This is a genomic window from Paenibacillus sp. FSL H7-0737 (assembly GCF_000758545.1).
GTDB lineage: Bacteria > Bacillota > Bacilli > Paenibacillales > Paenibacillaceae > Paenibacillus_AQ.
This window is the reverse complement of sequence record NZ_CP009279.1, coordinates 58,787-81,393: the sequence shown is the minus strand read 5'-3', so window position 1 is coordinate 81,393 and position 22,607 is coordinate 58,787. Positions and strand designations below refer to the sequence as shown.

The following is a 22,607-nucleotide window of genomic DNA, read 5'->3' as shown; positions in this document are numbered from 1 at the left end:
CTCCTTAGAATGATAAATGCGATATAAGAACGTAAATTGTGACTTTACTCTTCTGTATGTGTGTCCCTATTATGCAATAATAACTGCTATAAAGGGGTATAGATATTGGACCACCGTTAGTTATTTCCGACTAAAACGGTAGGTTTTACGTTAATATCATATTATCAATCTTGCAGGCTGTTGTCAATATTTATTGCCACATCATATTTCGTGCGCAAATCACTCTCCACTTGTTGTAAAGGGGGTGCTTGCTCCAACGCCAGCTCTTGACGTATCAGCGCTCGAATTTCCTTTTGATCAGGAATATTTTGTGTGTGAATACTCTCTAGTCGAATGATAGCGAAGTCGTCCTCCGCCTGAATCGGCCCCGCTATATCACCCTCATCCAAACTAGCAGCGGTCTTAAGCAGTCCCTCAGGCCAAAAAGGATCGTCTTCCTCTACTTTGCCCAAACGGCCTCCTTGCTGCCGACTCTCTGCATCAATGGAAACTTCCCTAGCTAAATCAGCAAAATTCTCACCCTGCTCCAAGCGATCCATTACTTGCTCGCCTTCATCATAAGATGAAACCTTAATCATGGAGAGTTCCAATTCCCTTTTGGGAGTGAAACGCTCCGTATTTTGGTCTAAATAAGTATCGATATCAGCTTCCTTAATCGTAATACCATCAGTGGCTATTGTTTGTAAGGTCAGACGATAAGCCGTTTCTGCGAACACTTCCTGACGAGATAACCCCAGCTGAGACTGCATTTGTGCATAATACTGTTCTTCCGATCCGTATCCAACCATAGTTCGTGCAAGTTCTTGCTCAACCTCATCGTCGGTCACGGTAATCCCCAGAGCCTTTGCTTCCTTCTCCACAACAATATGATTGATCATTCCAACCAGCACTTCGTGGCCATGCTTTTTTTTGAGCTCATCCATCCACTGCTTATCTGTTATCGGTAATCCGCCTGCAGTCGCTGCATCCGGTGTTTCGTTTTCTGTTGTATCCCCTTTTAGAAGAGCCATGGCGCGTAAGCTCCAGAACAATAGGCCCCCGAGCATTAAAGTTGCAACAGCCAGAATAACAACCGTATTGCGAAGTGCACGTTCCTGTCTCGTCATCATCCCATGCCCTACGATTTCGCTTGTTCTAAAATGACCTGTAATTCGTCCTTATTAAAAACATAAGCCTCGTTGCAAAAATGACATACAACTTCAGCCTGCTCATCTTCTGCAATTAATCTCTCCAGTTCATCTTGCCCTAAGCTAACCAATGTCTGCTCTACCCGCTCACGCGAACATTGACAAGCAAAGTTAATATCCAGTTCATCCATAACTACGGCATCCGGCAAAAGAAAACGCAGCATTTCTTCTGGCTCTAGACCCTGATCAAGAAGTGTTGTCACGGAAGGCATAGCCCCTAGAGCTTTTTCGATCTCCGTAATCTCCGCATCCGTCAGTCCTGGAAGAAGCTGCACGATAAACCCTCCGGCTACAATCACTGACTCATCGGTATCCACTAATACACCTAAGCCAACTGCAGCTGGGGTTTGTTCAGAAACAGCGAAATAATAAGTGAAATCTTCCGCAAGTTCTCCGGAGATGATAGGAATACTACCTCGATAAGGTTCCTTCAAACCTAAATCCTTTATAATATCAATGAACCCTTCAGTTCCTACGGCTCCAGCAACATCCAATTTGCCCATACTATTGCTAGGTAAGTGAATGTGAGGATGGTGTACATAACCGCACACTTCTCCCAACGCATTGGACTCCGCAACGATTTGCCCGATCGGTCCATCCCCTTTGACCATGATACATAGCTTCTCTCTTCCTTTGAGCATAGCGCCCATCATGGCTGCAGCGGTAACTGTACGTCCAAGTGCGGCTGTAGCCGTTGGATACGTATCATGTCTGCGCCGCAATTCCTCGACCAATTCTGTTGTGCGGACAGCAAACGCTCTCACTTTACCATTCATAGCCGTTCCACGGATAAGTCGATCCTTCTTTTTTTCCATTGGGTGCATAGCCCTCCTATCTCTTCGCCCTTTAGGCTTCTTTATCTTTATTGGTTACGGTCATAAATAATTCGTAATCCTTCTAGTGTTAACATAGGATTTACTTCGTCGATACAATCCGTCTCCCCCGCAATTAGCGAAGCGAGGCCTCCAGTAGAAATAACCTTCAGTTCCGGAGCGTTCATCTCGATTTTGATACGCTTTACAATCCCCTCGACTTGGCCTGCATACCCAAAAATAATACCAGCCTGCATAGCGTGAACTGTATTACGTCCGATAACCTTTTTAGGCTTCTCCAACTCAATTCGTGGCAGTTTCGACGCCCGCTGGTATAAGGCCTCTGTAGAAATAACAAGACCCGGAACAATCGCTCCTCCAAGATAATTAGCCCCTGCATCGATACAGTCGAAGGTCGTAGCCGTACCAAAATCAACAACAACAAGCGGACATTTATATTGTTCAATCGCAGCCACAGCATTAACAATCCGGTCTGCGCCAATCTCACGCGGATTCTCATAGCGAAGATTAAGTCCCGTTTTTATCCCTGGTCCTACGAGTAACGGATCTTTGCCTATATACTTTATACACATATCCACGATAGTCTTAACCAGAGGTGGAACTACCGAGGATATAATTACACCTTCCACATCTTTGACAGAGATCCCTGACATCTGAAAAAGATTGTGTATCAGCACTCCATATTCGTCCACGGTGGATTGGCGGGCAGTACTTAGCCGAAAATGATGTAACAATTCGCGCTTTCTGTATACACCGAGAACAATATTGGTATTACCGACATCGACAGCAAGCATCATGATGAGGACCCTTCCTTCTTGGCATTAAGGTCTAGACTAATATCCAGACTGGAAAAGGAGTACGTAAGGCGTCCTACAGAAATCACATCCACACCTGTTTCTGCGATCCCACGAACCGTTTCTAACGATACATTGCCGGAGGCCTCTGTCTTGACATGTGGAGCTTTAGCTTTAATCCTAGCCACCGCTTGCTTCATCATCTCGTTAGACATATTATCAAGCATAATAATATCAGCACCTGCTGCCAGCGCCTCTTCGACTTGCTCTAAGTTCTCAGTCTCTACTTCAATGCTCATCGTATGTGGAATGTTCTTCCGCGCACGACCTACTGCCTGCCTAATACCACCTGCACCTTTGATATGATTGTCCTTGATCATAACCGCATCATATAGACCAAAACGATGATTAAAGCCTCCACCAACACGAACTGCATATTTTTCCAGCATACGATGTCCTGGTGTAGTCTTACGTGTATCTACTAGACGAGTCGGTAATCCATCGAGCACCTGTACGAAAGATGACGTACGTGATGCTACACCGGAAAGACGCTGCATCAAGTTGAGTGCAAGCCGTTCACCCGTAAGAATTGCATGTGTGCTTCCCTCTACCTCAATAATTACAGTCCCTTTTGTCACTGCTTGACCTTCTTCTACAAGGGCTGTAAAGCTAAGCGTAGGATCAACAATTTCAAAAACCAACTCTGCAATCGGGATACCACAAATTACGCCATCTTCTTTAGCATGAATAATCCCTTTAGATTCATGGCCAACAGGTATTGTCATTTGTGTTGTTACATCACCGGAACCAACATCTTCCCGCAGCCAAGCCTTAATGGATTGTACTAGTTCTTCATTGTAACCATTAAACATCATCGCTTAATTCCTCCACTATTCCCAGATCGCGAATTTGAAGCAGGTGCTTGCGCCACTGATCATCACTTCGCTGCGGGTAATCCTCACGGTAATGTGCCCCGCGACTCTCTTCCCGTGCTAGAGCAGACTCTGTCACGAGCAAACAGCAGGTCAGCATATTAGCGAACTCGTATTCCTCGCGTTTAGTCAATACGGATCCAAAGATGGGTAGCTGCCGTTTCAATTCTTCTATTCCCTTAGACAAGGTCTCTTCATTACGTCGTAATCCAGCATATCGAACCATTACCTTTTGTAGCTTCAAACGGCGTTCCACAATAGCTTGAGTTGGCGAATCAACACGCCCTTCGTTGCTACTAACTGATGTTACATCACATCCAAGCGGAGATAATTGGCGAATCCGCTCAATAATACGATGTCCAAAAACAACTGCTTCCGATAATGAATTGCTTGCTAATCGATTAGCCCCATGTACGCCTGTGGAAGAAACCTCCCCGCAAGCAAACAAGCGAGGAATCGTACTCTCCCCATTCAGATCGGTCTTAATGCCCCCCATCATATAATGCGCAGCTGGAGCCACTGGAATCCAATCACTTGTAATATCCAGTCCATAGCCCATACAGGTCTCATGTATTGTAGGGAAACGATGCTTCACCATTTCTGGGGATTCATGCGTAATATCCAAATAGACAAACGTTGACTTTGTAAGCTCCATTTCACTTACAATAGCCCGAGCTACAATATCTCGTGGGGCTAGCTCAAGCAACTCATGATATCGTTTCATGAACCGCTCTCCATTAATATTGCGCAATACTGCTCCTTCCCCACGAACTGCTTCGGAGATTAGGAATCTAGGAGCTCCAGGATAACTCAATGCTGTAGGATGAAATTGAATAAATTCCATATCTCGTATATGAGCCCCGGCACGATAAGCAATGGCTACCCCGTCGCCTGTAGCTACTTCAGGGTTGGTAGTGTATCTAAATAATTGTCCTGCACCGCCAGAGCACAAAATAGTCGCATCCCCTTGCAGGAATAACCGTCCGCCGCCGGGACGCTGCAACAATGCGCCTACACATTCTCCACCTTCAGTGATGAGATCAATGACATAATGATCATCCCACACCTCAATGTTCTCATGTTCAGCTACCTGTTCAGCCAAGGCACGAACGATCTCATACCCTGTAGCATCTCCATTAGCATGCAAAATACGACGGTGACTATGCGCTCCTTCCTGCGTCAAAGCCAGTACCCCATCTTCCTTATCAAAAAGAGTACCTAAACGAATTAGCTCATGAACTCTATCTGGTCCTTCATTAACAAGTGCATCGACAGCTGTGGATGAGCACAGACCTGCTCCCGCCATTAATGTATCCTGCCGGTGGTAAGCAGGGGAATCGTCCTCAGCGATTACAGCTGCGATCCCCCCCTGTGCATAGCGAGTATTACTCTCCATTACTGATTTCTTTGTGATCATAATGACACGCCGATCTTCACTAGCTTTAATAGCTGTGAACAATCCGGCAATCCCTGAACCGATAACAATACAATCTGTCTTTACTTTAGGAATATCCCGAAGATCAAAATCAACCAAATATTGTGGAATCATGACCGCGTTTCACCTGTTTCAACGAAAGAGTAGCGCATACTACCGGACTTGTAGCATGCGCTCTAGGGAAGTTCTGGCTTTGTCGGCGACAGCAGGCGGTACATAGATTTGTGGCTTCATCGTCTCCAGGCATTTCACCAGTTTTTTTAGATTGTTAACTTTCATATTAGGACAAACAAGAAATTTTGTAGCAAAATGGAATTCTTTATCCGGACTATCTTTACGAAGCTGATACCCTGTACCATCCTCAGTTCCAACGATAAATTGCTTACGGTCAGATTTCCGGCAATACTCGAGAATGGATGTAGTACTACCTACATAATCACCCATGGCCACTACTTCCGGACGACATTCTGGATGAACTACAAATTCTGCTTCTGGGTATTTCGCTCTCATTTCTACTACATCTTTAACAGTCAACATATCATGAGTGTTGCAATAGCCTTCCCAGATAATCAGTTTTTTGCCGGTCTGATCTTGTACGTATTGACCAAGATTCTTATCGGGTACCCAGATAATTTCTTCAGCATCGAGGGATTCGATTACTTTCACGGCATTGGCAGAGGTACAACAGATATCAGTTTCCGCTTTAATCTCTGCAGACGAGTTGATATAAGTCACCACTTTAGCATTTGGATGTTGCGCTTTAAGCTTACGCAAACCGTCTACATTGACCATATCAGCCATTGGGCAGCCTGCACGTTCATCAGGAATAAGGACGGTTTTGTTTGGAGCCAGAATTTTAGCACTTTCCCCCATGAAATGAACACCGCAGAATACAATAACCTCTGCATCAGTCTCTGCAGCCTTCTGAGCGAGTAAAAAAGAGTCTCCCCGGAAATCGGCAACCTCCTGAATTTCATCACGTTGATAATAATGAGCTAAAATGATTGCGTTTCTTTCCTTCTTAAGCTGTTCAAGACGTATACGAAGTTCTCGATTCTGTTCCTGCTTACGCTCAAGTGCCAGAGCTTCCACCGATTGTTCTCCCCCTTAAATCTTCGCGGCTTTACGCCGGTGCGATGTTATCAAATGGCATGAGCCATCATCCGAAAAAATGAATAAGCTGATGTTAATAGTAAGTAATATTAATCACTAATGTACACAACGTTCCAGCCCCTGTCAATGTGACTAGACAGGCTTCCAAGCATGAAATTACCTAAAAATTAAAATAAAAAATCCGGAGACAATTACGCTCTCCGGATTAATTTACATCTTATGAATAGTGATCCTGCTTAGGTAAGGCTAGTTCCGCCGCCTTTATTGTCATCATCAGATCCGTCATTACCCTCAGATTCAGGTTTGTTCGGGATTTCCTTTGATAGGTTCGGAGGCGTGGAATCAGTATCTTCAGACTTGCCTTGAATGCGGACACGCACATCACCGATATTATCAATGACAGGTTCGCCAACTTCAAGCGCAACGCCTTCGCCACCCTCAGCCTTACCATCTTCAGAAAGGAATCCTTGTTCAATCAGCTCTTTAATCTGATCAAGCTCAAGTGTTTCCTTCTCAAGTAACGTATTGGCAATCAGGTGCATTTCTTTAGAGTATTTGAGCAACAGTTCTTTACAACGTTCGTAGCTCGAAGTAATAAAGTTCTGCATTTCTTGATCAATCTCATAAGCGATGGAATCACTATAATTCTGTTCATGCCCAATATCACGACCCAAGAATACTTGGCCTTGAGACGAGCCGAACTGCATAGGTCCAAGCTTATCGCTCATACCGTACTCCATGATCATGGCACGCACGATGCGCGTAGCCTGTTGGAAGTCACTGTATGCGCCCGTACCGATCTCACCAATAAACAATTCTTCGGCAACACGTCCACCAAGTAATCCAGTAACCTTATCCAAAAGCTCCTGCTTGGTAACGATCATCCGATCTTCCTTCGGAAGCATAATAACATATCCGCCGGCACGTCCGCGTGGGATAATTGTAACTTTATGCACCATATCAGCATGCTCAAGGAAATAACCAGCTATAGTATGGCCTGCTTCATGGTAAGCAACAATGCGTTTCTCACGGTCACTGATAACCCGACTACGTTTCTCAGTACCCACGATAACACGGTCAATGGCTTCATCCACTTCAATCATGGAAATATCTTTGCGGTTACGACGTGCAGCTAGCAATGCTGCTTCATTTAGCAGATTCTCTAGATCAGCACCCGTGAATCCAGTTGTGCGTTTAGCGACAACATCCAGTCTTACATCTTTCGTAAGCGGCTTGTTACGAGCGTGAACCTTAAGTACAGCTTCACGGCCTTTTACGTCAGGGCGGTCAACCGTAATTTGACGGTCAAAACGTCCTGGACGAAGTAATGCAGGATCAAGTATATCAGCGCGGTTAGTTGCCGCAACAATAATAATGCCTTCGTTACCACCGAATCCATCCATCTCAACCAGCAATTGGTTAAGTGTTTGCTCGCGCTCGTCATGTCCGCCGCCGAGTCCGGCGCCGCGTTGACGACCCACAGCATCAATTTCATCAATGAAGATAATACATGGCGCGTTCTTCTTAGCGTTCTCGAACAAATCACGTACCCGAGAAGCACCGACACCCACGAACATTTCTACAAAATCGGAACCGGAAATACTAAAGAAAGGAACACCGGCTTCACCTGCTACTGCACGTGCAAGCAATGTTTTACCTGTTCCCGGAGGGCCTACAAGCAGTACGCCTTTAGGGATACGTGCACCGACAGCTGCAAATTTGCGCGGATCTTTCAGGAACTCAACGACTTCGACAAGCTCTTGCTTCTCTTCGTCCGCCCCTGCAACATCCTCGAAGCTGATTTTCTTCTTCTCTTCATTATATAACCGAGCCTTGCTCTTGCCGAAATTCATGACTTTACCGCCGCCACCTTGCGCCTGGTTAAACAGGAAGAAGAACAAGATGAACATAATGACTAGCGGGATAATAGAAGAAAGGAATGTCAGCCAAATGCTGGTGCCTTCCATTTTCTTCTGAGTTAATTCAATCCCATTAACATCACTGGCTTGAATCAGTTCATTAATAGCAGCATCTGTTGGAGGAATATATGTGGAGAAGCTTTTCGATTTAGTATCGGCAGGCAACTCTCTATATTCGCCTGTAACTAAAAAGGCATTACCCTCAAACTGAACCGTCAAATCCTTCACATTGTTGCTCTTGATCTCCTGCCGTAACTCGTCGTATCTAGGGAAATCGGCGGCTTCATTTCCATTGCTCACAAACTGGACAATACCCACCACGACTAAAAATAAAATCAAATAAAAACCAGAATTCCGGATGAACCGATTCATCCCCTACCTCCTCTCGCAACACTCAAGTTATTGTACCATAGCCTCTTGGGACACCTCAAATAAAGGAAGCCAAGGGTGCCCGATCCGTATGATCAAGGCAATCAATAGTTCAATTGGAATAAATCTCAGGCTTCAGTACTCCAACATATGGGAGGTTCCGATACCGCTCGGCATAATCCAATCCGTAGCCTACTACAAATTCGTCTGGCAACACGAAGCCTGTATAGCTGGCTTCTAGATTAACCGTACGACCTGAGGGCTTATCAAACAAGGTAACCACATTGATAGAAGCAGCATTGCGGTTGCGGAGTAGCTCAATCAAATAGCTGAGCGTAAGGCCACTGTCAATAATATCTTCAACGATCAAGATATCGCGGCCTTCTACCGATACATCTAAATCCTTAATAATTTTGACAACACCAGAGGACTTGGTGGATGCTCCATAGCTAGATACTGCCATGAAATCCATCTCAACAGGTACTGTAATGGCTTTAACCAGATCTGCCATAAATATAAACGCGCCTTTTAGTACACAAATGACTAAAGGGGTACGTCCTGCGTATTCTTCGCTCAGTGTTCGACCGAGCTCCTTAATTTTCTGCTGAAGTTCCTCTTCGGTGATCAAGACTTCTTGAATATCATTTTGCAACTTGCGAAACCTCCTAAGTTATACTATGAAAGACTTACATCGACCATTACGTTTCTTCACGGTCATCCAGCTCTGCTAGAGACAATAGAAGTACCGAGGTCGTTTGCCGCCCTACTGCGGCATGCATCGAGCGTCTTACGCCCGGAATCCAGACGATATTGCCCAAACCATCACAAACGAGGGGGATCATTGAGCGTTCAGCAGCAGGTATTTTATCATCAATATAAATATCTTTTACCTTTTTGCTTCCGTTTAATCCCATGACTCTTATGGTATCTCCAGGCAATCGGGAACGAATCGTTAGTGGAAAGACCAGTTCATCACGGTCAAACCAAGCCGACATCTTCCCATAATCCTCCCCCTGTACAAAAAAGTTTTCTCTCTCCAGCACCGCCATCGACATCACCTTACCTATTTCCTCCAGCTTAAGCTCGGAATCCGGTAAAAACAGACGATATGTATAGCTTGCCTGTTGCTGCGCGGGCTTGGACGAGAACAAGATGATATCATATTGCCGCACACAAGTCAGGCCTCCACCTAAATCCAAACTCCAGGTGGTGGGATAGCTCTGCAGCGTTCCCCGACGTACAGATTCAATCTTGGAGAAATCAAGGGCAGATAGATCCGCCGACAGATAATTTAATATTAGTTTAATCAAACGCCGTTGTAAAGCGGAGGGTATGGCCGCAAATGAAGCTCTGTTAAAGGTATATTTCCCTTCCCCTTCCGAAACCAGCTCCTCAAAGCATTTTACCGCAGATGCTTCCATATATTCATCCTCAGCTCCTGCAATTTCCGCAAGCTGCACAAGTGACTGCCTTACTCTGCCGTTATACCTTTCCAGAAAAGGAAGAACTTCCAATCGAACAGCATTCCGCTTGTATTTCGTCAGCAGATTAGTCGCATCCTCGGCATAGGTGAAACCTTCATTCTGACATAACCCAAGAAGAGCCGTTTTGTTAATACGTAGGAATGGACGAATGAGTTCCACCTTTTTTTCTGTTCTTTTCCACTTGATACCGGACAGCCCCGATAAACCGCTTCCTCGCAATAGACGCATAATCACCGTTTCTGCCTGATCATCCGCATGATGAGCCAGAGCAACGGAGCGCGCCCCATAACGGTGTGCGGTATCAATCAGGAATTCGTATCGCTTCTCGCGCGCTGTCCCCTCAGGGCCGAGTCCACTCTCTTTAGCCAAAGAGGGAATATCGAATTCTGCCAACTCAAAGGGCAGTCCCAATTGTTCAGCCATACCACGTACTAGCTCTGCCTCTTCCTTAGACTCCGCTCTAAATCCGTGATTCACATGAGCGCATATTAAGGTAAGTGGCATAACGTTTAAAGCTATTTCATGCAAAACATGCAAAAGAGCCACAGAATCCGGGCCGCCGGAAACTGCGACTACAATGGTGTCATGGGGCGCCCACAGCTCGTGCTCGGCTGCTGACTCCAATACTGACTCCACCAGTCCATTCATTTGCTCCATATGCGGCCCCCCTTTTCTCTAACTATATGTATAAGTTCAAAACCGAAATACCCAATAAATTGTAAAGGCAAGCACAAACAAGGATAACCCAAAAGCATTTTTGAGCCAGCGAGGTGTGTCCATACTATCAGGACGCTTTCTACGCGAATTGTAAATATGGCTTCGCCAGAGCTCTGTAGCATCTGCGGAACCGGTGAAACCTCCTTTTAATGCCAAACAAATCCAAGAGGATAGTTTCTTGTCGGGTAGATTTCTAGCCAGCTTAAACAGCTCATCTACACTTCTTGTCTGCGGCAGCTGTAGCGCAGCTTTCTTGAGCCCCTCTTCATTCAAAAGACGGAGGCACAGTACAGCAAAAGCGAATAGATCATAACCCTCATCACTCGTGCGGCTGCCTGCATTCCAAAAGCCACGGTCATGCCATTCGGTAAACTGCTTCACACTGCGACCAATAGGACTTGTGCCCCCAAAGTCGATCAGCTCCACTTCGCCGTACTTTGATACCATGACGTTCTCCGGCTTCAAATCCCCGAACACAAAACCGCATTCATGCAGTGTGCGCAGCTTATCAAGCAGACCAAGCCCTACCAGGCCTAACCAGTCGGGACCGTTTTTCGATAAAAAGTGATGCAGAGGTTTGCCTTCAACATACCTCATTACATAGAAGGGGACATTATCCCCATTCGCAAAATCATCCGCTTCCAAAAAATAAGAAGACAATGGATTCTCACGACGAGCACGATGCTCATTCCGCTTTCGCCGTGATTGCAGCGAGGTTAGTACATTGATCTCCGATTGAAGTTCAAGTGTATCGTATCCGATTTTTAGCGCGTACCTTTCCCGTCTGCCTTCTCTTTGCACAAGATATACGGTTCCGTTCGCGCCCCTTCCCAGCATCCGCTCAACGACATAACGGTTACCCCGCCATTTGCCGTTAATTAAGGTACCAGTAGGATAGGACGGATTAGACGACATACCCACCAATCATCCCTTCTCTTTCGTCGTGGTCATCACTTAGTCGGCGTCCACGATGTTCATCCAGTGTATCATAACGATAATGTTCAAGCACCTTGAAAATAGCTGGACCCGTCGGTGTCGCGCCTCTCATGTGTAATTTAGAGAATAACGTACGAATACCTGACATGTCATGGGTCCAATCTAGATCAAGCTTGGCATCTTCGCTGCTGTTATTTCCAGGATAATGGAATACAGCAATCTCACTCTTACCTTCCCGTGCTTCCAAACTGAGCGCCAAATCGCGGATAGCATCTTCCACAGCACCCAGTTTAGGTTTCATACTAGCACTGGCATCGATAAGAAGTGCAATGCGCAGCGGTGTTGTTTCTGTCAGTTCATCTACAACTGTAACAACCTGTGAACGTTGAACAGGAGGTAACTGATCCAATGAGCCATCGCCTAGTATCTTTTTTACCTCTTTATTAACCGCCTGCTGGATCGTCTGAACCACGGTCTTGCGTGTCATCATCTGAATCGTCTGCGCCAGTTGTGGCGTTCCGACTATTCGGCTAAGGCCTCCCCCGGCCTTGGCAATGTCGGCAATCTCCCGGCTTCCGAGCTCGCCGATCGTACCATAATCAACTACACCAACCACATTTACGGTGATTCCCTCCTGCAGGGCATGCGCCGCTGCCAACACCGGACTTTCTCCTACATTCGAACAACCGTCAGTAATGAGCATAATTTGCTTCATAACCCTCAACTCCCCCTTTGTTTGAACCTCTGTTTCTAGCATATCCAGAAATGAGAGATTTCAAACGGTCGCTTTTGTTGGGGAAATTTGTGATCTGAACTTAGGGGATAGTGAATAGGGGAACTGCGAGAAATGTTTGGGCTTTCGATCGCTGTTATTATTTGATTTCTCTATTAAAACCGCCCTCTGCGGTTGAAATCAAATAATAAAGGCGAACGCTCCGCTTCTACAGCTCCAAACTTTCTCTCCGTTCCGTACCTTCACTAGTAAACAGTTTAGATCTAAAAAATTACGCGCCAAAGTCAGCGAAACTTTGAAACGTAAATAGTAGAGACCGGCGAGTTTCACATCACAGACTCGCCTCGACTACCATTCAAGCACGGCACTATGCCCGTGCTTCAAACCTTTAACAATCAGCACGACGCCTTGCGCGTACTAAAACATACAAGCAACACGACGCTTCGCGCGTGCTAAAACATACAGGCAATACGACACTTCGCGCGTGCCCAACCATCTAACTCACCGTACGCGGACGCTCCATTCGGCCAACACCAGGCATATGCAGGCTGGACCATTCCGGATGGAAATGATCTACACGACTGATGACAATTGTCATGTCATCATGGATCTCATTGCCCTGATAACGGATTACCTTATCTAACAGGCTATCCGCCAAATCTTGAGGATCATCCCCCTCAAGCTCTTGGATCAACCGTTTCATCCATATCTCCTTATTAACGGCATATCCTGGCGCATCATAAATACCATCCGTCATCATAATCAAAATATCACCGGCCCGAAGCTGCATGCTAATCAGATCCACATCGATATCTTTAATGATTCCTATAGGCAGATTGCTAGAGGTTATTGGAATGACCTCACTACCCCTCCGGATAAAGCTCGGTGCAGAAGCAATCTTCATAAAAGTTGTCTGTGCGGAATACTGATCGATCAAAGCCATGTCAACGGTAGCGTAGAACTCGTCAGGAGAACGTAATAAGAGAATAGAGTTTACCGACTTTACAGCCAGCTTCTCATCCATACCGGATTGCAGTAGCTTTTCTAACATACCGAGGGCGGCACTACTCTCCATTCTCGCCCGCTCACCATTTCCCATTCCATCGCTAATGGATACTGCAAAGGTGCCGTTTCCAAGCTCTACGGTACTGAAGCTATCGCCAGATAACATATCTCCTCCTTTAGAAACAACGGCCACTCCTGTGTTTATCTCAAAGGCTTTGGCTGAACCGAAGGTAACCATCGACAATCCTTCCCGAGGATGGACTGCTGTCTCGCTCATGACAGCAATATTCTCATCTAGTATGTCGGAAAGGAGCGGAGCGATCATTTTACGGCATTCATCAAAACCACGAGTATAGGCATGCACCACCTCTATTTCTACACGCCCAGGATCTAAACTTAGGATTTCGATACTATGAATAGACAGCCCTAATTTCTCCAATGTCTCACGGATTTGAGCTTCCTGACGATACATAGCCTGTCCCTCACGTTTTATTTCACGCGCTAGGTCCTCCATAACCTGTGACACGCCCGATAACTGCTCGGCAACAAATTGGCGACTATCGTATATTTGTCTTTTCCATCGCATATCATGTTGGTAAAGATCATATTGTCCTTTCATGACTTCAAGCACTTCACCAGTTTTACCGCAAATCCGGCTCCATTCCGGAGGCAGCTGAGCTGCCGTAATATCAGGGCATTCCTCAACAGTAGTCATCATATCTGTCATATATCTATACGTCTGATAGAATTTTGCATCCCAGCAGTGGGAACGCCGAATGCATCCTGCACAGGCCCCCTCTGTCACCGTACTCATGAAATCCTCCATCTCACGGTCTGACTTCCCTACTTCTCCGGCACGTGGAATCTGCCCAAAGCTGCTCGACAGCTGCTGGAATACCTGTGAGAATTGCGTCACCCGTTCTGCCGTTAAATCCCTGACCCTTCGCGCATATTCGTGTTGAGATCGGCTATGATCTGACGTGCCAGGAACATATTTAGCAATGGCAGATATCATCGCCTTAGGCGTTATAAGAAATAGCACTACCGCTACGCAGGTTTCCCATGTTGAGGCCATCATATCACCCGGACCCGTAAAATAGACGGAAAGGATCGTGGATCCTAGCAACATCCCGATAGATACTGCACCTTTTCGACCACCCTGCATCATTCCCGCTAGCATTCCAGAAAAAGCAAGCAGGCTCATCTGATAGATAGCACTAATATCCGCCAAACTGAGAATCAATCCGGTCACCACTCCAACAGCAGCCCCAAGAGGAGCCCCCCCTGCCATGGCGAAGAGTAGAATCAAATATCGTGACAATATATGCTCCAAAGACAAACCATTAAGGGTCCAGCCCACAAGGCCCGTCATTACTGAGGCAAGTAAGATAATAAGGCACAGAATCTCCTCGTTCCTGAGCGCTCTACTCTTTTGCTTATAGGTTAGTAAAGGCAGCGCTTGAATGAACACAAGTGTAAGCACAAAACCTAGTAAAGCATCTAGTGTTGTCATCATAAGCGGATACCAAGAAAGAGAAGGTCCAATAACAATCTGGAACAAGCCAACCATAAACGAAGACACGAACACCATTAGTGGTGCATAAGATAAATCTATTCGTTCATAACTTTCCAAGCCTTTATAAACTAAAAAGAAAATAATCAGCTCAGCAGTAGTAACCAAAGCTCCAGGGAATGGAGTAAAGAGACTTCCAGCTATAATGGCTGCAGCTACAGGTAGAATAGAGTCGCGACGCATAAACACAATGACGGCAAAGTATGCGACAGCAAAAGGGGATAGTTCGTCCAGAATCATGGCTCTACCCAGCAGAAACCCCATGAAACTAAGCAATAGCATCCATTTCTTCGCTGCTATTAGCTGAATATACCGCTGCTTCTGACCCCAAGCTGTAATACGCGTGCGCAATGCTTGTCTCTGCTTCTTATCTTCACTTCCTACTCTTGTCCACTCTGGCAAATTTACCACGTTGCTTTTACTCATTCCCCTACACCACCCGTTTAAGAATTTATGGTACTCATTATATAACCGGGGAATTGAGAAAGTTTGTCAGAAATGGAGGGACACACACAAGAAATTTCCGACAAAAAAGCCTTCATTCATGATCTGTAAAAAAGCGGTTCTATCCCTTGCGGGACGGTAGGTTGATTGGTTTCAAGATTGTTTACAACGTAATTTCACGCGCTGACGCGGCGGTTATTCGTCAGCGATTGCCCTAGAGTTATGTGAGAATGACATGGATGCTGTCGGCAATTTTATATGACATGACAAAAAAACCGCAAGGGCGAAATGCCCCTGCGGTTATTTATGATGTACAGGTATTGGATTATACGCGTTTAGCTCCACGGCCTCCGCGCTTTCCTTCTGTGTTCTTCTTAATCGAAGATATCCGTTCTTCGCTGTCTTTCAGGAATCGCGACATTTTATCCTCGAATGAAGGTTTACCGGCTGCAGGCTTAAATGGACGCCCACCCCGTTCACGATTGAATCCACCGCCGCCTCCACCACTGCCGCCTCCACCGCCGAAACGGTCTCCGCCGCTAGGACGTTCTGGTCTTGGAGCTCTAGGCGGACGTACTTCCGATGCTGGCTTGTCAACAGCCTGCTTAATGGAAAGTCCGATCTTGCCGTCCTTATCGACGTTGATCACCTTGACTGTTACTACATCACTAATCTTCAGATGATCGTTAACATCCTTGACATAATTATCGGCGATTTCCGAGATGTGAACGAGACCTGTGACACCTCCTGACAGATCCACAAATGCTCCGAAATGCGTGATGCCTGTCACTTTGCCTTCTAACTTGGTGCCCACTTCAATTGCCATAGAATAAAATGATCCTCCCTTAAAAATATACAGACGAATATTAAGGTCATCCTGTCTGCGGTGATTTGATTATACAGTAAAGAGCAAAGCAAGGCAACAGAGTAAAAGCCTCTTTTCGCCGCTATTATTGCTCTGATTGCTCTGTTCGAATAGGAGTTTCCCCTTGAGGATAGATATTGTACCATTTACGTGCTAATTGGCCAATATACTCGTCATCATTAAGTCTGGATAATTCATATTTTAATTGAGTTAAAGATGCCATGACATCCTCACTAGTCTCCTGTTTCTTTGCAAGTTCCTCACCCTTGTCCGCAATGACCGCACTTTGAGCGAAGTAAGTATAACCCGCCCAACCAAAAAATACTGCCACAAAGACAATCCACATAAATCTTCTTCTCTTCGCGCCTGCGGCCGAATTTTTGCTATGATTACTTTTCTCTTCCGCAGTAAATCTGTTCATGCAACGTACCCCCTAATTCAAGGTCAGCGTTTCCGCCATTTGGTAATCCATTCAGTGATCCTCACAATCCAGGCGCTATGTGTCAGCCGCGATAACTGTGGAGAGATCCACCTAACAGGTAATACCCAAATTGGTTTGGTCAGACGCAGCAGAAGCTTAAAGATGAACCGCAGAATACGACCTAGTAGCTTTAGCAGCCCTAAAATAAATCGCCAAAGCCAGAGAAGAGGTGTACCTATCAGGATCTCCACAAGTCTCCACAGCAACCTGCACATATACTGAACCGATTGAATTAACCTTAACACAAAACGCCGCACCGTAACACTGAAGATTAAAAAATAGATCCATACTCCTAGAAACAAACCTAGAAAGACATAAAACCGCAATTGTCCTTGATTTCCGGCATACAGCATACGAAAAACGAGCAAGGCGGCCCAAAGCCAATACAGTAGATCTAGCATGGCATTCAGCCATTTGGGAAAATTGAACTTCAGCGACAGCACCCGGTAGCTGTCATAGGCCAGTCCCATTGCCAGCCCGGCCATGATCATGTAGAACAGCGTCACCCACTGGACTGCAGGATTCATTTAAATAGCTTACCGAGCAGACCTTTATTTTTGCCCTGCGATCCGGGATCGAGATAAATCAGGGAATGTACATTGCCCTCTAGGGACAACATTCCGTTCTCCAGACTTAAATTTTTGATATGTAAATGATTCCCGCGAATGGTGAGATGGCCGAGTTCTGTACGAAGCAAAAATTCCTCGCTGTCGAAGCTCTCCACATTTTGCACGCCCGTCAACTCCAGCTGCTTCCGACTGCGCATGTGCAGATCATGCTGTTTGTTTACCTTTCCTGGCTCGATCATAGCATGTACCCCTCCTTCTTACCTCTAATCTATGGCAGAGGCAGAAGTTATAGAACATCCCGTCCCACTAAAAATAATAGAAACAAAAAGAAGGCACAACTCTACAAAATGTAAAGTTATGCCTTCTTCTATTACTCTTACCAGTCCAGTCCGCTGCTTTTGGCAACAGGCTCTTCCCGAACTAGAGTATACATACCAGCGGCCTCGTCCTTGCGAGTCGTTTCGACCAGCTTTTCTACTTTGACCGTTACAAGCTTTTGTCCAAATTGTACAGTAATCTCGTCACCGATCTTAACTGCACTACTAGGTTTAGATTCCCGCCCGTTAATCAGTACCCGGCCTTGTTCGGACACATCCTTGGCCACTGTTCGGCGCTTAATTAAACGGGACACTTTCAGGAATTTGTCAAGACGCATTAGTTAACGGCTTCTTTAAGCTTGTTACCAGCTTTGAAAGCCGGTACAGTCGATTCTGGAATTTCAATCGTAGTGCCCGTTTGCGGGTTGCGACCAGTGCGTCCTGCACGTTTGCGAGTTTCAAAAGTTCCGAAACCGATCAGTTGGACTTTATCACCTTTTGCCAAAGCTTCTGTAATCTCACCCAAGAATCCGTTCAATACTGCTTCTACATCTTTTTTTGCCAATCCGTTTTTCTCGGAAATGTTGTTTACCAAATCTGTCTTGTTCATAATTTAAAGTTCCTCCTAGGATACGAAAAAATAAATGAAACGAGAATCACCACCATAATATGGGGCGAATCGCATTTCGTCTTTATGTTATTCTTGATGTCACCTTAAAATCCTGCCACGATTCGTCGTTTTTTTAAAAAAGAAGCAGTTATTTCTCAGAAATCGTCGCAGAATCTATTCTATAGCACTATTAAACTACTGGCCACATTCTAAATCAGAAAATAAAAGCTACATCCACAGCATTGCCCCATTTTGGAGTCCATATACCGTAAAGGGGCTGTGAATTACTAGACTTTTCGCTCCTCAGCCTTAGCCTCTTGCCATAGTTCTTCCATCTCTTCCAAACTACTATCCTTTACGCTCGTTCCCTTGCGCTGCAAGCTTTGCTCAATATATTGAAACCGGCGCACAAATTTACGGTTAGTCCGGGTTAATGCCTCTTCCGGATCTGCACCGATAAAACGAGCGACATTCGTAACTGCAAACAACAAATCCCCAAGTTCCAGAATTTGATCATCTGTCGCCGCATCTGTGTCAATCGCCTCCTGCAGCTCATCAATCTCCTCACGAATCTTGGCTATGCAATCCGTAGCGTTGTCCCAGTCAAACCCCACCTTGGATGCTTTTTTCTGAAGCTTGTATGCCTTCATAAGAGCAGGTAGGTCACGCGGAACACCACTAAGAACGGATAATTCCTCTGGCTTCACACCTTTACGCCGCTTCTCTTCTGCCTTCATGCCCTCCCAGTTCTTCAGCGCTTCTTCGGCATCATTCGCATTGGTATCCCCAAATACGTGAGGGTGACGGAAGATAAGCTTATCATTCAGCCCTTCAATGACGTCATACACGTTAAACGTGCCAAGCTCCTCCTCCATTTGAGAGTGAAGCATAATTTGCAGCAAAAGGTCGCCCAGCTCCTCTTTCATATGATCGGGGTCATCCTCATCAATCGTTTCAAGGACTTCATAGGTTTCTTCGATTAAATTTTTGCGCAGGGATTCATGTGTCTGCTCCCGATCCCATGGACAACCTTCCGGGCTTCGAAGAATATCGACAATCTCATGCAGACGGGCAAAGGTACGATTTCTTAGATTCTCGTCACGATTGGCAGGTACATAAACTAACGACAGGTTGCCATAACCGTCGAGTCGATCCAGTTCGTACAGTGGGACTCTTACAATACTTTCTTCGTTCTCGACACCGAGTGCATGCCCCACAACAACTTCATATTCAGGCGGGTACAGCTCCATCAAACATAATTTTGTCTCCGAGGCTGTAAAGCTATCGTACACCTGACCAATCAGAGTATGTAGTTCAGGCTGAAGCTGAGCACTGCGAATGCCTGAAGCATCTAGTAACTGAAACCCTTCAATGGGGTCAAACCCCAGTCGAACAAACGCCTCGTCGAGAAAGCTCTCCCCACCCAATATTTGCAGTTCAATGCCTTCCTCAGGACACCGCTCGCGCAGCTGCGAAACCGCTGATTCCGCAACCATAGGATGACCCGGAACCGCGTAAACAATATCTGTACCGTCTGCTGCTGCTTGTGCCTCTTCAATCAGTTTTGAAGTAATCGCTGCATACACCTCTGGAAACGAGGATAAAGATTCATACAATCCATCAAAGGACTGTGAAGTTATTTCAAGCTCGGAGAGGGCAGCCATGACTGGATGCTCTTTTGTGCGGACATAGACAACGGATGCTGCCTTCAGCTTCTTTATAATTCCTAGCGTCAATCGATCAGGGTTGCCTGAACCCAGACCGACGACCGTTAATGTTGCACTCATGTCTGTTCCTCCTCTTAAGCGGCTGTCTCAGCAGACCGCATTTTTATATTGTGATGTAAACGTTGATTAAGGGAATAAGCGCAGCTTCTTCAGCTTGTCCGCCAGAGACGGGCCGAAGCCTGGAAGCTGGCGAAGCTCGCTCTCGCTAAGGAGCCGAAGGACTATAGCCCCTACGGCAAAGACAGCACAGCCTGCGAGCACCCCGAGCAGGCTCTGCGCCAAGCTGGCAGTGCGCCCGCCGCCGATGCCAGCGGCCGTAGCCGCAGCGTCCACGCCCCAGCTGGTGGCTGCGGCGGCAAGAGCCAGGCCCGCTGTGAGCAGCGCGGGCCGTGCCAGGGCATCTGCGAGGCGAAGCCGCAGATGGCCCTGGCGGTACAGCAGCAGCACGTTGAGCGCTGCTGCGAACGAATGCGCAGCCACGCCAGCGATGGCTGCGCCGGTAATGCCCTGCTGCGGAACCAGCAGCAGGTTCAGGGCCGCCTTGAGCAGCGCGGCGGCCAAAAGGTGCAGGGCCGGGGCGCGCACGTAGCCGAGGCCCTGCAGGAGTGCAGCCGAGATGATGCTGACCGTACCGCCAACAGCGGTTAAGGCCAGCCAAGTCATAGTGCTGCTGCCGGCGGTGTCGCCATAAAGAGCCATATTAATCGGCTCAGCAAGCACTGCAAGGCCCGCTGACGCTGCCAGCCCTAGCAGCCAGAACCAACGCAGCGACAAGCTGCAACGGTTCTCGATCAGCTTCATATCTCCCTTATACTTCGCCTCTGCTAAGGCTGGTATGAACACAACAGACAAAGAAGTGGCAATCATCGTTACAATCTGCACTAGTGGCAAACCACGATTGTATACACCAAACTGTGTCATTGCCTCCACTTCGCTTCCTACAGAGGATAGCAAGCGAGGTACAGTGAATACATCTACAAGACCGATAAGAGGCATTGCCAGCGCACCAAGCATCACGGGAATTCCATAAGCCAGCAAGGCCCCTGCTTTAACGCCCATAATCCGTTGATTCGAACGCCCCTCATTATCTGCATTGGGCAGCTTTAAACCCTGACTTTCGACAGAAGCGGCAGCATCTAAAGGGGACCCTTGTCTTAACACCCGCCGATGACGTCGCAAAAATAGCAGCATAATCACAAGCCCTGCTGCCCCTCCCCCGGCTGAACCAAGCAATGCGCCAGCAGCAATGCTCTCAGCTCCTGCACCCAGTGAGGTCAGATATAAGAGCAGTACAATCATTACTGTAACACGTACAGACTGCTCTACAATTTGTGACACAGCCGTCGGAACCATATTATGAAGACCCTGAAAGTAACCCCGAAGAGCTGACATGATTGGAACAACCGCAAGTCCCCACGCACTTGCCCGCAAAGCGGGCATCACATGCGAGTTGCCGACCCACCCAGCTATAATCGGCGCACCTGCATAGGTGATTGCTCCGATAACCAAACCGCTTATGGCTGTTATAACCGCAGATAACCGCAGAATCCGCCGACCCTCGTCATCCCGCCTTCCTGCAGAGGCTTCAGCGACAAATTTGGATATGGCCGCTGGCAGACCCAGCATCGCTACCGTCAACAACATCGTGTACAAAGGATAAACCGTGTTGTATATACCAAATACCGCATCTCCGCCTAGATTTTGCAGCGGGATTTTTTGGAGTGTACCTATAAGCTTTGAAATAATCGCTGCTGCACTTAGAATAAATGCCCCTTGCAGCAATCGTGATGTTTGTGAGTTCGATTTCATAAAGTACCTGCTTCTACAACTTTAATGGGATGAATTTCTATATTATAACGTATGTATACCCACAAGTAGAAACGGTTTTGTAAGAACGACAAAACCCCGTTTGCCCTTTGTATATCTTACCAAAAGGAAAGCGGGGTCTACATTACGGCTATTGCTCCATTTGCTTGCCAAGGAATGCGGCGGCGGTTTCGGCCATTTTCACTTCCATTGACGACATTTTCGCTGAATCATCCTTACTTACCATCACTACACAACCAATAGGATCTCCACCGGAAATGATCGGTGAGGCTACATATGAGGACACCAAATCCGGATGATCTTTAGCGATTTCATAACTGCCTTCGTTGGTTTCCAGTACAGTCTTACGACTATCCATGACCTTCTCCAAAAGAATTCCTACTTGTTTTTCCAAATAGTCTTTCTTGGAGCCACCAGCCAGTGCAATAAAGGTATCACGATCAGCAATCATCGTAATATGCCCAGTACCTTCGAACAAGGACTCCGCGTACTCTTTTGCAAAGTCACCAAGCTCGCCAATCGGGGAATATTTCTTGAGTATGACTTCACCGTCCCGATCGACGAAAATTTCCAGTGGGTCGCCTTCTCTAATCCGTAGAGTACGTCTAATTTCTTTGGGAATAACCACTCGTCCGAGATCATCAATACGCCGAACAATTCCAGTAGCTTTCATTTCACATGTGCCCCGCTTTCTTAAGAAGTATGGTCTTACTACTGTCCATTATGGGAAAGGATAA

21 protein-coding genes are annotated in these 22,607 nt (G+C 46.5%); all 21 read right to left on the bottom strand.

Going from position 1 to position 22,607, the window contains the following annotated elements:
• Positions 1-164: 164 nt before the first annotated feature.
• The 21 genes from H70737_RS00375 to spoVT all read right to left on the bottom strand — a co-directional run bounded on the left by H70737_RS00375 (position 165) and on the right by spoVT (position 22,543).
• Positions 165-1,109: a peptidylprolyl isomerase gene (locus tag H70737_RS00375; protein ID WP_081950997.1), complete on the bottom strand. Its 945-nt coding sequence runs from the start codon at positions 1,107-1,109 to the stop codon at positions 165-167.
• Between the two features lie 8 nt (positions 1,110-1,117).
• Entirely contained in the window at positions 1,118-2,002 is an 885-nt protein-coding gene (gene hslO, locus H70737_RS00370; RefSeq protein WP_042183894.1) for an Hsp33 family molecular chaperone HslO, read from the bottom strand.
• Positions 2,003-2,049: 47 nt separating this feature from the next.
• Positions 2,050-2,817 (bottom strand): type III pantothenate kinase, encoded by a 768-nt coding sequence (locus H70737_RS00365; protein WP_042183892.1) that lies wholly within the window; start codon positions 2,815-2,817, stop codon positions 2,050-2,052.
• Positions 2,814-3,689 (bottom strand): carboxylating nicotinate-nucleotide diphosphorylase, encoded by an 876-nt coding sequence (gene nadC / locus H70737_RS00360; protein ID WP_042183890.1) that lies wholly within the window; start codon positions 3,687-3,689, stop codon positions 2,814-2,816. The genes H70737_RS00365 and nadC overlap by 4 nt, the downstream gene beginning before the upstream one ends.
• Entirely contained in the window at positions 3,679-5,295 is a 1,617-nt protein-coding gene (gene nadB, locus H70737_RS00355; RefSeq protein WP_042183881.1) for an L-aspartate oxidase, read from the bottom strand. Before nadB ends, nadC begins: the two co-directional genes overlap by 11 nt.
• Before the next feature lie 39 nt (positions 5,296-5,334).
• Positions 5,335-6,273, bottom strand: a complete 939-nt coding sequence (gene nadA, locus H70737_RS00350) for a quinolinate synthase NadA (RefSeq protein WP_042183878.1) — start codon at positions 6,271-6,273, stop codon at positions 5,335-5,337.
• Positions 6,274-6,530: 257 nt separating this feature from the next.
• The gene (ftsH, locus tag H70737_RS00345; protein WP_042183872.1) at positions 6,531-8,585 is read right to left on the bottom strand and encodes an ATP-dependent zinc metalloprotease FtsH; all 2,055 of its coding nucleotides are present in this window, start codon (positions 8,583-8,585) and stop codon (positions 6,531-6,533) included.
• A 109-nt stretch (positions 8,586-8,694) separates the two neighbouring features.
• Positions 8,695-9,234, bottom strand: a complete 540-nt coding sequence (gene hpt / locus H70737_RS00340; RefSeq protein ID WP_042183870.1) for a hypoxanthine phosphoribosyltransferase — start codon at positions 9,232-9,234, stop codon at positions 8,695-8,697.
• 46 nt (positions 9,235-9,280) lie between these two features.
• A complete protein-coding gene (gene tilS, locus H70737_RS00335; protein ID WP_042183868.1) occupies positions 9,281-10,723 on the bottom strand; it encodes a tRNA lysidine(34) synthetase TilS in 1,443 nt (480 codons plus the stop codon).
• Positions 10,724-10,759: 36 nt separating this feature from the next.
• Complete coding sequence (locus tag H70737_RS00330) at positions 10,760-11,698, bottom strand: serine/threonine protein kinase (protein ID WP_042193073.1); 939 nt, start codon at positions 11,696-11,698, stop codon at positions 10,760-10,762.
• Positions 11,688-12,434: a vWA domain-containing protein gene (locus H70737_RS00325; protein ID WP_042183866.1), complete on the bottom strand. Its 747-nt coding sequence runs from the start codon at positions 12,432-12,434 to the stop codon at positions 11,688-11,690. The genes H70737_RS00330 and H70737_RS00325 overlap by 11 nt, the downstream gene beginning before the upstream one ends.
• Positions 12,435-12,948: 514 nt before the next feature.
• A complete protein-coding gene (spoIIE, locus tag H70737_RS00320) occupies positions 12,949-15,456 on the bottom strand; it encodes a stage II sporulation protein E (RefSeq protein WP_042183864.1) in 2,508 nt (835 codons plus the stop codon).
• 343 nt (positions 15,457-15,799) lie between these two features.
• Positions 15,800-16,300, bottom strand: a complete 501-nt coding sequence (locus tag H70737_RS00315) for a S1 domain-containing RNA-binding protein (protein ID WP_036678766.1) — start codon at positions 16,298-16,300, stop codon at positions 15,800-15,802.
• A gap of 124 nt (positions 16,301-16,424) precedes the next feature.
• Positions 16,425-16,760 (bottom strand): FtsB family cell division protein, encoded by a 336-nt coding sequence (locus H70737_RS00310; protein WP_042183861.1) that lies wholly within the window; start codon positions 16,758-16,760, stop codon positions 16,425-16,427.
• Between the two features lie 23 nt (positions 16,761-16,783).
• Positions 16,784-17,347, bottom strand: coding sequence for a spore cortex biosynthesis protein YabQ (gene yabQ, locus H70737_RS00305; protein ID WP_042183859.1), 564 nt, complete (start codon positions 17,345-17,347; stop codon positions 16,784-16,786).
• Positions 17,344-17,628, bottom strand: coding sequence for a sporulation protein YabP (gene yabP, locus H70737_RS00300; protein WP_042123140.1), 285 nt, complete (start codon positions 17,626-17,628; stop codon positions 17,344-17,346). The genes yabQ and yabP overlap by 4 nt, the downstream gene beginning before the upstream one ends.
• Before the next feature lie 137 nt (positions 17,629-17,765).
• Complete coding sequence (locus H70737_RS00295; protein ID WP_042183857.1) at positions 17,766-18,044, bottom strand: RNA-binding S4 domain-containing protein; 279 nt, start codon at positions 18,042-18,044, stop codon at positions 17,766-17,768.
• A complete protein-coding gene (locus H70737_RS00290; RefSeq protein WP_036678778.1) occupies positions 18,044-18,316 on the bottom strand; it encodes an HU family DNA-binding protein in 273 nt (90 codons plus the stop codon). Before H70737_RS00290 ends, H70737_RS00295 begins: the two co-directional genes overlap by 1 nt.
• 287 nt (positions 18,317-18,603) lie before the next feature.
• The gene (mazG, locus tag H70737_RS00285) at positions 18,604-20,103 is read right to left on the bottom strand and encodes a bifunctional methyltransferase/pyrophosphohydrolase YabN (RefSeq protein ID WP_042183855.1); all 1,500 of its coding nucleotides are present in this window, start codon (positions 20,101-20,103) and stop codon (positions 18,604-18,606) included.
• A 66-nt stretch (positions 20,104-20,169) separates the two neighbouring features.
• A complete protein-coding gene (locus tag H70737_RS00280; protein WP_042183853.1) occupies positions 20,170-21,852 on the bottom strand; it encodes a putative polysaccharide biosynthesis protein in 1,683 nt (560 codons plus the stop codon).
• Positions 21,853-22,000: 148 nt separating this feature from the next.
• Positions 22,001-22,543, bottom strand: coding sequence for a stage V sporulation protein T (gene spoVT, locus H70737_RS00275; protein WP_042123132.1), 543 nt, complete (start codon positions 22,541-22,543; stop codon positions 22,001-22,003).
• Positions 22,544-22,607 lie beyond the last annotated feature (64 nt).

Coding starts and splice junctions, on each gene's coding strand:
- mazG (WP_042183855.1), bottom strand. CDS start 20,103: ATGAGTGCAACATTAACGGTCGTCGGTCTGGGTTCAGGCAACCCTGAT.
- H70737_RS00310 (WP_042183861.1), bottom strand. CDS start 16,760: ATGAACAGATTTACTGCGGAAGAGAAAAGTAATCATAGCAAAAATTCG.
- spoIIE (WP_042183864.1), bottom strand. CDS start 15,456: ATGAGTAAAAGCAACGTGGTAAATTTGCCAGAGTGGACAAGAGTAGGA.
- H70737_RS00375 (WP_081950997.1), bottom strand. CDS start 1,109: ATGATGACGAGACAGGAACGTGCACTTCGCAATACGGTTGTTATTCTG.
- nadC (WP_042183890.1), bottom strand. CDS start 3,689: ATGATGTTTAATGGTTACAATGAAGAACTAGTACAATCCATTAAGGCT.
- spoVT (WP_042123132.1), bottom strand. CDS start 22,543: ATGAAAGCTACTGGAATTGTTCGGCGTATTGATGATCTCGGACGAGTG.
- H70737_RS00315 (WP_036678766.1), bottom strand. CDS start 16,300: ATGGCAATTGAAGTGGGCACCAAGTTAGAAGGCAAAGTGACAGGCATC.
- H70737_RS00280 (WP_042183853.1), bottom strand. CDS start 21,852: ATGAAATCGAACTCACAAACATCACGATTGCTGCAAGGGGCATTTATT.
- H70737_RS00330 (WP_042193073.1), bottom strand. CDS start 11,698: ATGTCGTCTAATCCGTCCTATCCTACTGGTACCTTAATTAACGGCAAA.
- H70737_RS00290 (WP_036678778.1), bottom strand. CDS start 18,316: ATGAACAAGACAGATTTGGTAAACAACATTTCCGAGAAAAACGGATTG.
- nadB (WP_042183881.1), bottom strand. CDS start 5,295: ATGATTCCACAATATTTGGTTGATTTTGATCTTCGGGATATTCCTAAA.
- hslO (WP_042183894.1), bottom strand. CDS start 2,002: ATGGAAAAAAAGAAGGATCGACTTATCCGTGGAACGGCTATGAATGGT.
- tilS (WP_042183868.1), bottom strand. CDS start 10,723: ATGGAGCAAATGAATGGACTGGTGGAGTCAGTATTGGAGTCAGCAGCC.
- yabP (WP_042123140.1), bottom strand. CDS start 17,628: ATGATCGAGCCAGGAAAGGTAAACAAACAGCATGATCTGCACATGCGC.
- ftsH (WP_042183872.1), bottom strand. CDS start 8,585: ATGAATCGGTTCATCCGGAATTCTGGTTTTTATTTGATTTTATTTTTA.
- yabQ (WP_042183859.1), bottom strand. CDS start 17,347: ATGAATCCTGCAGTCCAGTGGGTGACGCTGTTCTACATGATCATGGCC.
- H70737_RS00365 (WP_042183892.1), bottom strand. CDS start 2,817: ATGATGCTTGCTGTCGATGTCGGTAATACCAATATTGTTCTCGGTGTA.
- H70737_RS00295 (WP_042183857.1), bottom strand. CDS start 18,044: ATGCGTCTTGACAAATTCCTGAAAGTGTCCCGTTTAATTAAGCGCCGA.
- H70737_RS00325 (WP_042183866.1), bottom strand. CDS start 12,434: ATGAAGCAAATTATGCTCATTACTGACGGTTGTTCGAATGTAGGAGAA.